The 13446-nt window shown below is 55.6% G+C and carries 9 protein-coding genes; 6 read left to right on the top strand and 3 right to left on the bottom strand.

The features are described 5' to 3' along the window. Position 1: 1 nt before the first annotated feature. The 6 genes from AB9F26_RS09005 to AB9F26_RS09030 are packed head-to-tail and all read left to right on the top strand — an operon-like array spanning position 2 to position 9048. Complete coding sequence (locus AB9F26_RS09005; RefSeq protein ID WP_369767836.1) at positions 2-1672, top strand: ABC transporter ATP-binding protein; 1671 nt, start codon at positions 2-4, stop codon at positions 1670-1672. Then, entirely contained in the window at positions 1672-4122 is a 2451-nt protein-coding gene (gene nirB, locus AB9F26_RS09010; protein ID WP_369767930.1) for a nitrite reductase large subunit NirB, read from the top strand. The genes AB9F26_RS09005 and nirB overlap by 1 nt, the downstream gene beginning before the upstream one ends. Continuing rightward, entirely contained in the window at positions 4119-4457 is a 339-nt protein-coding gene (locus tag AB9F26_RS09015) for a nitrite reductase (NAD(P)H) small subunit (protein ID WP_335585642.1), read from the top strand. Before nirB ends, AB9F26_RS09015 begins: the two co-directional genes overlap by 4 nt. Next, complete coding sequence (locus AB9F26_RS09020; protein WP_369767837.1) at positions 4454-7060, top strand: molybdopterin-dependent oxidoreductase; 2607 nt, start codon at positions 4454-4456, stop codon at positions 7058-7060. The genes AB9F26_RS09015 and AB9F26_RS09020 overlap by 4 nt, the downstream gene beginning before the upstream one ends. Beyond that, positions 7057-8037 (top strand): glycosyl transferase family protein, encoded by a 981-nt coding sequence (locus AB9F26_RS09025; protein WP_369767838.1) that lies wholly within the window; start codon positions 7057-7059, stop codon positions 8035-8037. The genes AB9F26_RS09020 and AB9F26_RS09025 overlap by 4 nt, the downstream gene beginning before the upstream one ends. A gap of 9 nt (positions 8038-8046) precedes the next feature. Then, the gene (locus tag AB9F26_RS09030) at positions 8047-9048 is read left to right on the top strand and encodes an NAD(P)-dependent oxidoreductase (RefSeq protein ID WP_335585645.1); all 1002 of its coding nucleotides are present in this window, start codon (positions 8047-8049) and stop codon (positions 9046-9048) included. Position 9049: 1 nt separating this feature from the next. Here the strand turns inward: AB9F26_RS09030 and gcvP are convergent, their stop codons facing one another. The 3 genes from gcvP to gcvT are packed head-to-tail and all read right to left on the bottom strand — an operon-like array spanning position 9050 to position 13424. Next, positions 9050-11917, bottom strand: a complete 2868-nt coding sequence (gene gcvP, locus AB9F26_RS09035) for an aminomethyl-transferring glycine dehydrogenase (RefSeq protein ID WP_369767839.1) — start codon at positions 11915-11917, stop codon at positions 9050-9052. Positions 11918-11925: 8 nt separating this feature from the next. Beyond that, positions 11926-12285, bottom strand: a complete 360-nt coding sequence (gcvH, locus tag AB9F26_RS09040) for a glycine cleavage system protein GcvH (RefSeq protein WP_039004457.1) — start codon at positions 12283-12285, stop codon at positions 11926-11928. A 20-nt stretch (positions 12286-12305) separates the two neighbouring features. After that, positions 12306-13424, bottom strand: coding sequence for a glycine cleavage system aminomethyltransferase GcvT (gene gcvT, locus AB9F26_RS09045; RefSeq protein WP_369767840.1), 1119 nt, complete (start codon positions 13422-13424; stop codon positions 12306-12308). Positions 13425-13446 lie beyond the last annotated feature (22 nt).

The following is a 13446-nucleotide window of genomic DNA, read 5'->3' on the forward strand; positions in this document are numbered from 1 at the left end:
CATGGCAGTTGTAGAATTCAAGAATGTTTCCAAAGGCTTTGGCATCGGCACCGCCCATGTCGACGTGTTGCGCGATCTGAGCCTTAAAGTGGAGGAAGGTGAATTCCTAGCCATCCTCGGATTTTCCGGCACAGGGAAATCCACGCTGATGAACATGGTCGCGGGCCTCACAACTCCTGACAATGGCGAAGTCCTTTTCCGAGACGCGCCCATCACCGGCCCCGGCCCTGAACGTGGCCTCGTGTTTCAAAGCTATTCCTTGATGCCGTGGTTGACGGTATCTGGAAATGTTGCCCTCGCGGTGGACTCGGTTTTCAAAAGCAAAAGCAAAGCCGAACGCGCCGCAATCGTCGCCAAATACATCGAAATGGTGGGGCTCTCCCACGCCGGAGATCGCCGCCCCGCAGAGCTTTCAGGCGGTATGCGCCAGCGGGTTTCGGTGGCCCGTGCGCTGGCGATGAACCCCGAAGTGTTACTCTTGGACGAGCCATTGTCAGCACTTGATGCCCTCACCCGCGCCAATCTCGCGGATGAAATCCTCGACATTTGGAACGCCGACAAAAAGACCGTGATCCTGATCACCAATGACGTGGACGAGGCGATCATCATGGCCGACCGCATCATCGCCCTCAACCCTGATGGAACACTGTCCGAACCCTTCAAAGTGAACATCCCGCGCCCGCGCGACCGTATTGAGATGAACGATGATGTCGTGTTCAAAAAACTTCGCGCGAAAATCACCCAACACCTGATGGATGTGGGGATAACAGGCCGCGTTGAAGGGACCCGCACCCTCCCTGACGTCACCCCCATTCACGGAGTTCCCGCCGCCGTCGCCAAAGCCCAAGAAGGCCTCATTGAGGAACGTTTCCTCGACTTCTCGCAACTGCATAAAATCTATCCCACCCCCAAAGGCCCCCTCACCGTGGTTGAGGATTTTGACCTTAAAGTGAACCGTGGCGAATTTATCTCGCTCATCGGGCACTCTGGCTGCGGTAAATCCACTGTTCTGACCATGGCTGCAGGCCTCAATGATATCTCAAAAGGCGGTATTCGTCTGGATGGCCGCCACGTCCAAGGGGCCGATCCTGAACGCGCCGTGGTGTTTCAGTCGCCCAACCTGTTCCCGTGGTTGACCGCCAAAGAGAACGTCTCGATTGGGGTTGATAAAGTCTACCCAAAAGCCTCCATGGCCGAACGCCAAGACGTCGTGGAATACTACCTTGAGCGCGTCGGTTTGACGGATTCCATGGACAAAATGGCGACCTCCATGTCCAACGGGATGAAGCAACGCGTCGGCATCGCCCGCGCCTTTGCCTTGTCGCCCAAACTGCTTCTTCTGGACGAGCCCTTTGGCATGCTCGACAGCCTCACCCGCTGGGAATTGCAGGAAGTTTTGATGGAAGTCTGGTCGCGCACAAAGGTAACCGCCGTTTGTGTCACCCACGATGTTGACGAAGCCATTTTGCTGGCGGATCGCGTGGTCATGATGACCAACGGCCCCCAAGCGACCATCGGAAAAATCGTCGACGTTGATTTGCCACGGCCGCGCACCCGCAAGGCCCTGCTAGCCCATCCCGACTATTATAACTACCGCGCCGAGGTTCTTGATTTCCTTGAGGAATATGAACACGGCAAGAACTTAAAGAAAGCGAAAGAGGAGGCGGCATGATGGCCCAGAAACTCGTTATTATCGGCGCCGGAATGGCGTCAGGACGGGCCTTAGAAGAGTTGATTAAACTCGACCCTAGCGCCTACGATGTCACGCTTTTCAACGCGGAAGCGCGTGGAAATTATGACCGTATCATGCTGTCGCCTGTCCTCTCTGGGGACAAGGCCTTTGACGACATCATCATCCATACCTCCGACTGGTACGCAGAAAATGGTGTGACGTGCCGCTTTGGCGAGAAGGTCGCGAAAGTGGATCGGGAACGTAAGATTGTGGTTGCCGAAAACGGCGACGAAGTGCCCTATGACAAGCTGATTTTTGGCACCGGTTCAAACCCTTTCATCATCCCGCTTCCCGGGCATAATCTGGAAGGCGTAATCGCCTATCGCGACCTTGAAGACACAAATAAAATGATTGGCCTTGGTGCGAAAAAAGACGCCAAAGCCGTGGTGATTGGTGGCGGTTTGCTGGGTCTTGAAGCAGCGGCGGGTTTGGCCCTGCGCGGCGTCGACGTCACGGTTGTTCACATCATGGGCCACTTGATGGAACGGCAACTTGATGAGGCCGCAGGATACCTGTTGCGCAAAGCGTTGATCGACAAAGGCATCACCGTGCTTTGCTCTGCCAACTCAAAGGAAATCACTGGCGAAAACGGCCACGTGAAGGCGTTGATGCTGGATGACGGCACCGAACTTCCTTGTGATTTACTGGTTATGGCCGTGGGCATTCGTCCCAATGTCGCCCTCGCCAACGAGGCAGGATTGATGGTGGGCAAAGGCATCCATGTGGACGATCAAATGATCACGTCGGACGCCGATATTTTTGCCGTTGGCGAATGTGTGGAACATGACGGCGCGATCTTTGGTCTAGTGGCGCCGCTCTATGACCAAGCCAAGGTTTTGGCGCGCACGTTGGTCGATCAAGACGCAAAATTCGTTCAGCGCGAGATTTCGACCAAGCTCAAAGTAACGGGCTGTGACCTCTTTTCGGCAGGCGATTTTGCCGAAGCCAGCGACCGCGAAGACATCGTTTTCCGCGACCCGTCGCGCGGCGTTTACAAACGGTTGGTGCTCAAGGAAAACGCCGTGATCGGCGCGGTGATGTACGGCGACACGGCCGACAGCAACTGGTTCTTTGGCCTGATCAAATCGAGGGAGGACATCAGCGAGATGCGAGACACGCTGATCTTTGGCCCTGCCTTTCAAGGGGGTGCCCCCTTGGACCCTATGGCGGCCGTTGCAGCCTTACCAGATGACGCTGAAATCTGTGGTTGTAACGGCATTTCCAAAGGCGAGATTATCGCCGTAATTAACGCAGGCTCCAACTCATTGGACCTTGTAAAGGTGACGTCCAAAGCGGGATCATCCTGTGGCTCCTGTGTGGGTCTTGTGAGCCAAGTCTTGGGCCTCACCCTTGGCGACGCGTTCCAAATGCCCGAGAAGGGAACGATCTGTAAATGTTCAGACCTCTCGCATGACGATGTGCGCAAATTGATCATCGCCAAGGAGCTAAAATCCATCCCTGCCGCGATGCAGGAGTTGGATTGGAAGACGTCCTGTGGTTGTCACGTGTGCCGCCCCGCGCTCAACTATTACATGGTTTGCGCATGGCCCGGCGAAGAAGTGGATGACTCGCGCTCGCGCTTTATCAACGAACGTGTGCACGCCAACATTCAAAAAGACGGAACCTATTCCGTCGTGCCTCGCATGTTGGGCGGCATCACCACACCCAATGAATTGCGCGCAATTGCTGACGCCGCTGACAAGTACAACGTGCCAACGGTGAAAGTCACAGGCGGGCAACGGATCGACTTACTGGGCATCAAAAAAGAAGATTTGCCCGCCATTTGGTATGATTTGGGCGAGGCGGGCATGATCTCAGGGCAAGCCTATGCCAAAGGATTGCGCACGGTAAAAACCTGCGTTGGTACCGATCATTGCCGCTTTGGCACGCAAGATTCAACAGGGCTTGGCATCAAAATCGAGAAGGAAATGTGGGGTGCATGGTCACCGCATAAATTCAAGCTCGCGGTGTCTGGCTGTCCGCGCAATTGTGCGGAAAGCACCTGCAAAGACCTCGGGATAATCTGCGTCGATAGCGGCTATCAAATCTTGGTAGGGGGGGCCGCAGGCCTTGACCTTCGCCAAACGGAATTGCTGATGGTGGCCAAAACCGAGGAGGAAGCCATCGACGTTGCTTGCGCCTTCTACCAGCTCTATCGCGAAGGCGCGCAATACCTGCACCGCCCCTACAAATGGATCGACAAAGTCGGCCTTGATTGGGTCAAAGAACAGGTTGTGGACGACTTGGAAAACCGCGGAGCGTTGGCCGCCCGCTTCCGCTACTCCCAGCAGTTTTATCAGATAGATCCATGGGCAGAACGTGCGAAAAAAGGCGTTGATGCGCATGAGTTTGAACCCCTCGCAGATTTCACAAAGGTAGCCGCAGAATGACACAGTTTATCGACATCGGAGCCACAACTGACATCCCCGTTCGCGGTGCACGGATCGTGCGGACTCTGCGAGGCGACATTGCGCTTTTTCACACAGCATCGGGCGCAATCTATGCTGTAGACGAGTATCTCGAGGGCAAAGCGGGCCCCCTCTCCAACGGCATCCAGCACGACGAAAAAGTGACCGATCCCATGCGAAATTGGATCTTTGATTTGGCCACGGGCGAAGCCCAAGGCGCGGATGAAGGATGCGTCGGCACCTATGAAGTCAAGGTCGAGAATGGACGCGTCCTCCTTGCGGCTTCTGCAGTCTTGGCACAGGTGGCGGCTGAATGAAGGCCGTTAAAACAACCTGTCCCTATTGCGGGGTTGGCTGCGGGGTTTTGGCCTTCGCTGACGGCACAATTAAAGGCGACCCCGACCACCCTGCGAATTTCGGGCACCTGTGTTCCAAGGGATCGGCGCTCGGCGAAACCCTCGATTTCGAGGGTCGTCTTCTCGCACCGCAGATCGGCAAACGGGACGCAAGTTGGAACGAAGCACTCGATCTGGTTGCAAGCAAATTTCGCGACGCAATCGACGAACACGGCCCCGATTCCGTGGCGTTTTACGTTTCAGGGCAATTGCTGACCGAAGATTACTACGTCGCCAACAAGTTGATGAAGGGCTATATTGGAAGCGCCAACATCGACACCAATTCGCGCCTGTGCATGGCGAGTTCGGTGGCGGGCCACAAGCGTGCATTCGGCACCGATACCGTGCCCGGAAATTATGAAGACCTCGATCAAGCCGACCTTGTTGTTCTGGTGGGAAGTAACCTCGCGTGGTGCCACCCAATCCTGTTTCAGCGCCTTGTTGCAGCCAAAGCCGAACGCCCTAACATGCGCGTCGTCAACATAGACCCAAGGCGCACAGCCACCAGTGATCTGGCCGACCTCCACCTTGCGATTAGACCCGATGGTGATGCCGCCCTCTTTAACGCGCTTTTGACCGAAATTGAGGCCCGAGGTGCCGTCAATACCCCTTATGTCGCTGCACATGTTACAGGCTTTGACGCGACCCTAACTGAGGCCCGCGTTAGCAACCCTAAAGATTGCGGTTTGACCCATGCGGAAATCGCAGAATTCATCGATCTTTGGATCGGAACTGAAAAAACCGTCACCATTTATTCGCAAGGCGTTAACCAATCCGCCGTCGGGACAGATAAGGTTAATGCCATTCTCAATTGCCACCTTGCAACAGGCCGAATTGGCCGTGCCGGAATGGGCCCCTTCAGCGTCACTGGCCAACCAAACGCTATGGGGGGACGGGAAGTAGGCGGGCTTGCAAATATGCTCGCGAACCACCTTGATTTAGAAAACCCCGCCCACCGAGACGCCGTGCAAACCGCATGGAACGCGCCGGTAATGGCCGACCATGCGGGTCTCAAAGCGGTCGACTTATTTCAGGCTTGCGCGGACGGTAAAATCAAGGCGCTCTGGGTGATTTCAACCAACCCCGCGGTGTCGATGCCAAATTCGGCGTTTGTCTCGCAAGCGTTTGAAAATGTAACCTTTACCGTTGTGTCGGATATTATAGAGCATACCGACACGGGGGCGCTTGCTGATGTTTTACTTCCCGCCACAGGCTGGGGCGAAAAATCAGGGACTGTTACGAATTCCGAACGCCGCATAAGCCGCCAAAGGCCGTTTATTCCTGGCCCAAAAGAAGCCCGCCCAGACTGGCGCATCCTCTGTGATGTGGCCAAACGCATGGGCTATGTTGAGGGGTTCAATTTCACCAGTCCCGCACAAATTTTCGACGAATACGCCAAGCTTTCGACCGCCACAGGACACTTCGGCAAAGACTTTAACATTTCCGGTCTCGCGGGCCTAAGCGAAGCAGATTACGACACACTTGCCCCCGTGCAATGGCCCATAAAAACAGGGCAAATCCCAAAGGAACGGTTTTTCGCCAATGGCGGTTTCTATCACACTGACGGCAAGGCAAAAATGATCCCGATTACGCCGCCAAAACCCGCTATTTCTGCGCATAGTTTCCGGCTAAATTCCGGCCGTATCCGCGACCAATGGCACACGATGACCCGAACCGGAAAAACGGCGCGTTTGGGTCAACATATTTCCGAACCCTTCGCCGAAATCCACCCGCTTGATGCCGAAAAAATCGGTGTATCCGATGCAACCCTTTTGCGTATTTCCGGTCAAAACGGCAGTGCAATTTTGCGAGTCATGATTTCGGAACGCGCCCAGATCGGCAGCCTGTTTGCGCCGATGCATTGGACCGCCAGCTTCTCGAAAACTGGGCGCATTAATGATGCTGGCGACTCGCAAGTTGATCCAATTTCGGGCCAACCTGCGCTCAAGGGTGCACAAGTGACCGCGCAAGCGTTTGAAGCTGGATGGTATGCCTTTGCCGCGACCGATCATGAAATTCAATCCAACCGCCCCTATGTTGCAAAAATGCGCAGCGATACGGGATGGCGTGCTGAAATCGCTGGCGTAAAACCACCCACGTGTTGGGAGCAGGAAGCACGCGAAACGCTTGCGCTCCCGATGGGCGACGCGATGGTTTTTGAGGATATCAATCGTGGCACTGTCCGCGTCGCAATTGTCGAGAACGGCATCCTTAGAGGCGCATTTTTTGCCGCAAAATCGCCCGTCGCGGTGGCGCGTGGATTTGTTATTTCGCTCATCGGATCAAAGGGTGCGACCCATGTTTTAGCCGGCGTTCCTGGCGCGGACCAGCCAGATCCGGGCGCGACGGTTTGTGCCTGTATGAACGTCGGGATAAATACCCTTCGCGCCGCGATCGATGCGGGATCAATGACTGTCGAGGCCCTTGGAAACTGCACGGGCGCGGGAACGAACTGCGGCTCTTGCAAGCCAGAACTTCAAGCTTTACTAAGAGATGTACCCTCATTGAAAGTAGCCGCTGAATGACAAAACTTGCCCCCTATGTCCGAATACTTGGGCGGGGGCCGGGACGTTCCCGCTCTCTTACTCAAGAGGAAGCCTTTGAAGCGTTTTCCCTCGTTCTAAGCGGGGATTGCGCGCCTGAGTCCGTCGGGGCCCTGTTGATGCTCATGCGGTTACGAGGCGAGAACAGCGCCGAAATCGCAGGCTGTGTTCAAGCCCTAAGAGCACGCATTTCAGGCTGGGAAACGGTGCCTGTCTCTCTGGATTGGCCGACCTATGCGGCGGGACGCACACGTGGCTTGCCCTACTTCCTACTGGCGGCAAAACTGGTAGCTCAAAGTGGAGAAACTGTGCTTTTGCATGGCTGGAATTCGCATCAAAACCCGTTGGCCTCCGTACGCGAACAACTCGCTCCACTGGGCATTGCGTCCGTCACAACCCCGCAACAAGCCCGCGATGCTCTGCAACACAATGGCGTGGCCTATGCCCCCCTTGAAGACCTCTCGCCTGAAGCCTTTAGAGTTCTGAAGTTGCGGGATGTTTTTGGACTTCGCTCGGCTGTGAACACCACGTTGCGGGTCTTTAATCCAACGGGGGCACTGGCTTCTGTTCAGGGAGTTTTCCATCCATCCTACCGCGAATTGCAAGCCGATGCAGGCGCGCTTTTGGGCCTCCCCTCTCTCTCTGTTATCAAAGGCGGCGGCGGCGAATTTGAGCGCCATCCGTCCAAGGATGTTCAAGCCTTTGGATTGCGAGAAACAGTCGCATGGGAGGGGATCGCCCCTGCCCTCATGCAGGAAACCCGCAAGCTGGCAGAAGACGCGCCAGAGCCCAACAACCTCGCGGCTTTCTGGCGCGGCGATATCACCGATCCTTTTGCCGAAGCCATCGTAACGGGTACAACGGGGCTCGCCTTGCTAACGCTTGGAAAAGCCGCGACAATCCAACAAGCGGACGAACGCGCACGGCAACTTTGGGCCGCACGCACACCGTCCATGTAGGAGAAATCGGTGAAAACATTTCCAATGTTCCTGACAGTCGCTGGGCGTCGCATCGTTATTTGTGGCGGCGGCGAACAAGCGGCGCAAAAATGTCGGCTGGCTTTAAAAACCGAAGCGCAAATTGTGATCGCCGCCGGCGGCGAACTTGACGACGAACTCGCAGGTATAATCGCCCAAGGGCAAGCAGAACTTCATAGCACGGACGTAACCGTCGAGGTGTTTGAAGGCGCGGCTTTGGTCTTTATCGCAACGGGCTGCAAAGGGGCGGACGGAGCTCTTCATGCCATTGCGAAAGCGGCTGGCGCAGTTGTAAACGTTGTTGATCAGCCTGCGCTTTGCGATGCGATGACCCCTTCTATTGTGGATCGAGATCCCGTTGTGGTAGCTATCGGCACTGAGGGGACCGCGCCCGTTTTAGCGCGGCAAATCAAGACCCGCATGGAGGAGTTGCTCGAACCAAACCTCGGCGATTTGGCCGCCCTTGTTGGACGGCTCCGCGACAGCGCGGCGCATCATCTCGGTCCCATTCAACGGCGCGATCTTTGGCGCTGGGTGTTTACGGCCAGCCCGCGTGCGGATTTCACCGCAGGACGCGAACGGCCCGCCGCTCTGGCGATCAAAAATGCCATTGCGAACGGCGGCGCACCTGCCCAAGATTTACCAGGGCTTTGTTTGGTTTCGACGGGACAAGGCGGGCGGGATATGATGACGTTGCGGTCGGTCAAACGGCTTCAGGACGCGGACGTCATTTTCTACGATGGGGCCTTTGATCGCAGCTACCTTGAGTTCGCGCGGCGCGATGCCGAACGCGTGGAAGCGCCGCGAGATCAGCCCATTGAAACGACATCAGAACAATTGATCAAGGAGGCGCGGGCCAATCGGCGGGTTGTGTGGTTAACCCACGAAAACCCCGAAACCTGTGTGCAATGTGGGGCGCTTAAATCGGCCTTCGCAAGCGCCGAACTTAAGTGTGAAACGGTGGCCGGCGTGTTTTCACCAGCCACCGAATAGGTCATTCCGCCGCGTCGAGATAGCTTTCGAGCGGTGGGCAGGTACAGATCAAATTCCGATCCCCAAAGACGTTGTCGATCCGCCCAACAGGTGGCCAATATTTGTCGACTTTGAACGATCCGGGAGGGAAACAACCCTGCTCACGCGTGTAGGGGCGATCCCAGTCGCCAACCAGCGATGCAACCGTATGTGGCGCATGTTTGAGCGGGTTGTTGTCGGCATCCATTTCACCGGATTCAATCGCTGCAATCTCAGCACGAATTGAAAGCATCGCATCGATAAAGCGATCTAACTCGGCCTTTGTCTCGGACTCGGTTGGCTCAATCATCAGCGTGCCCGCTACGGGCCAACTCATGGTGGGCGCGTGGAAACCGCTGTCCATTAGGCGCTTGGCGATATCATCCACAGTCACATGCGCAGATTCCGCAAACGGGCGCGTATCAAGGATACACTCGTGTGCGACGTTGCCGCCCTTGCCCGTAAACAAAACGTCATAGGCCCCCGATAGGCGCGCACGAATGTAGTTGGCATTGAGAATGGCAACTTTGGTCGCGTTGGTGATCCCTTCGCCGCCCATCATCAAGCAATATGCCCAGCTGATTGGCAGGATGGAAGCCGAGCCAAATTGTGCTGCGGAAACAGGGCCTTCGCCGCCACCAGGCATTTCTGGATGTCCTGGAAGGAAAGGCTCAAGGTGCTTGCGAACACCGATTGGGCCCATTCCGGGACCACCACCGCCGTGCGGGATGCAGAAGGTTTTGTGCAGGTTCAGGTGGCTTACGTCGCCACCCAATTTCCCCGGTTGAGCCAGACCGACCATCGCGTTGAGGTTCGCGCCGTCGATATAAACCTGGCCGCCGTAGGAGTGGGTGATTTCGCACACGTCCTTGATTGTTTTTTCAAACACGCCATGGGTGGAGGGATAGGTGATCATACAGGCAGCGAGATTGTCGCCCGCGGCTTCGGCTTTGGCGCGGAAATCTTCCACGTCGATGTCGCCGTTTTCTGCGGATTTCACCACAACAACCTTCATGCCCACCATTTGCGCAGAGGCCGGGTTTGTACCATGCGCAGAGACCGGAATGAGGCAGACGTCGCGGTTCATATCGCCGTTTGAGCGGTGGTAGGCGGCGATGGCAAGCAGCCCCGCGTATTCGCCCTGCGCGCCGGAATTTGGCTGCATCGACATCGCGTCATAGCCGGTAATCGTACAAAGCCGCTCCGACAGATCCTTGATCATTTCAAGGTAACCCGCGGTTTGATCGACAGGCGCGAAGGGGTGAATGGAGTTGAATTCCGGCCATGTCACCGGCATCATTTCAACCGCCGCATTGAGCTTCATAGTGCACGATCCAAGCGGGATCATCGTGCGATCAAGCGCCAAATCACGGTCCGCGAGGCGACGCATATAGCGCATCATTTCCGCTTCGGCACGGTTCATGTGGAAAATCGGGTGAGTTAGGAAATCGCTGGTCCGCAGAAGCGCATCAGGGAAGTTTTGCGACAGGGTTTCGGAAGTGTTCGCCTGCCACTCTGTAGCCTTTGTGTCCAATCCAAAGGCACGCCAAACGCCTTCAATAACCGCGGCGTCAACAACCTCATCCACAGAAATTCCGACACGAGTTGTCCCAACTTTCCGCAGGTTAATCCCTTCGGCCTCGGCGTTCTTCAATATCGCATTTTGGAATGCACCGACTTCGACTGTGACGGTGTCAAAGAAGGATTTGGTCTCAACTCCAAAGCCCGCGTCCGTCAGGCCTTTGGCCAAGGCTTGCGCATTAAAATGCACCATTTCCGCGATAGATTTCAGACCTTTGGGGCCGTGGAACACGGCAAAGAAACTCGCCATAACGGCCAGCAAGGCTTGGGCTGTACAAACGTTCGACGTGGCTTTTTCGCGGCGGATATGTTGCTCTCGAGTTTGCAGACTGAGTCGGTAAGCCTTGTTACCTTGGGAGTCGATTGAGACCCCAACAATCCGGCCCGGCATAGAGCGTTTGAAGTTGTCCGCACAGGACATGAAGGCCGCGTGTGGGCCGCCAAAACCGAGAGGCACGCCAAAGCGCTGCGCCGACCCAACGGCGATATCCGCCCCCATCGCGCCGGGTTCTTTGAGCATGGTCAATGCCAAAAGGTCGGTCGCCATTGTTGCGCCGGCTTTGGCCGCGTGAAGCGCTTCGATCTCAGGGGTGAAATCCCGCAAGACGCCGAAGGTTCCAGGGTATTGGAAGATCGCGCCAAAGACTTCATCCGCCTTAAGATCATCCACATTGCCAACAATCACTTCGATCCCCAAGGGGGCCGCACGTGTTTGAATAACGGCAATATTTTGGGGATGACAATTTTCGTCCACAAAGAAGGCTTTGGCTTTGGATTTAACCACGCGTTGCGTCATGACCATCGCTTCGGCACAGGCCGTAGCTTCGTCCAAAAGCGACGCATTCGCGACCGGCAAACCAGTCAAATCCGACACCACAGTCTGGAAGTTGAGCAACGCCTCAAGACGGCCCTGGGCAATCTCTGGTTGGTAGGGCGTATAGGCCGTGTACCAAGCGGGATTTTCCAGAATGTTGCGTTGAATCGCGGGGGGTGTCACGGTACCGTAATACCCCTGCCCGATCAGATTGGTCATCACCTTATTTTTCTTTGCCGTCACACGCATTTTCGCAAGTAAACCGTGCTCTGTCATGGGCGCCCAAGGCAAGGGCTCCGTTTGACGAATACTGTCAGGAACCGTTGCATCAATCAGCGCATCAAGCGACGGATATCCGATCACCTCAAGCATCTGCGCCATTTCTTCTGGCGATGGGCCAATATGGCGACGGTTGGCGAAATCGTAGGTGTTATAACCAGTGGTTTGATAGGGCATTTTTTTCCTTAACCGATAAAGGCTTTATAAGCCGCTTCGTCCATCATGTCGTCCATCGGGCCGAGATCGTCGACCTTAAGCTTCACGAACCAAGCGTCATTTTCAGGGTCGTCGTTTACTTTGCCCGGCTCGTTTACGATCGAGTCGTTCACTTCCATGATTTCACCGTCGATGGGCGCAAGAATGTCGGACGCCGCTTTCACGCTTTCGATCACAACGATTTCGTCGTCTTTTACGACCATAGTGCCAACTTCGGGCAATTCAACAAAGACAACATCGCCAAGTTGCTCTGCGGCGTGGGCCGTAATGCCAACAACAACAAGGTCGTCTTCGATGCGTAGCCATTCGTGTTCTTCGGTGTATTTCATAGGGTCTCTCCTGTTGGATTTTAGCGTTTATAAGTGGATGGGCGGAACGGCATGTCGGCCACGGTTGCAGGCACGCGTTTGCCGCGCAGTTCGGCGAAAATCTTGGTGCCCGTTTGCGCGAATTCAGTGGCCACATAGCCCATCGACATCGGGCCTTCGATGCTCGGACCGAAGGCACCGGAGGTCACTTCTCCCATAGATTCTGTGGCAGTTTCATCGGCGAATAGAAGTGTATGCGCGCGCATGGGGGCGCGGCCCTCGGGAAGGATGCCCACACGGCGGCGACTTGCGCCCGTTTCAAATTGCGCAAGGATGACCTGCGCGCCGGGGAAACCGCCTTCGCGCGCGCCACCGTTACGGCGCGCTTTTTGAACGGCCCATTCCAGAGCGGCCTCAACCGGTGTTGTTGTTGTGTCGATGTCGTTACCATAGAGGCAAAGTCCGGCTTCAAGACGCAAGCTGTCGCGCGCGCCAAGGCCGATCGGTTCCACATCATCCTGCGCGAGTAAAGCTTTTGCAAACTCAACGGCATTTTCATTTGAAACTGAAATTTCATACCCGTCTTCGCCCGTATATCCCGAACGGGAAATCCACAATTCGCCATAGTCTGAAGCAACCACTGACACATCCATAAACACCATCTCGGCGGCCGAAGGCACAAGCGCCGAAAGGGCCGCCTCGGCTGCTGGACCTTGCAAAGCCAGAAGCGCACGGTCCTTAATTACTTCGATCTCACAATCAGGCAATCCAGCTTTCATATGCGCAATATCGGCGTCTTTACAGGAGGCGTTAACCACCAAAAACAAATGATCGCCACGGTTAGCAACCATAAGGTCGTCCAAAATTCCGCCATCTTCATTGGTGAACATCGCATAGCGCTGACGCCCTTCAGCCAGTGGAATAAGCGACACAGGTACCAAACGCTCAAGGGATTCAGCCGGATTATCGCCATGAAGCAAAACTTGCCCCATGTGGCTCACATCAAATAGCCCCGCTTTGGTGCGTGTATGCAAATGCTCTTTCATCACGCCCAGCGGATATTGCACGGGCATTGCGTATCCTGCGAAGGGCACCATTTTGGCCCCAAGCTCGACGTGTAAATCATGAAAAACGGTCTGTTCTAATACGGCATCAGTCATCTGGCGTCCCCATTCTCTGATG

This window comes from Falsihalocynthiibacter sp. BN13B15 (assembly GCF_041205415.1).
In the GTDB taxonomy this organism is placed as follows: Bacteria; Pseudomonadota; Alphaproteobacteria; order Rhodobacterales; family Rhodobacteraceae; genus Falsihalocynthiibacter; species Falsihalocynthiibacter arcticus.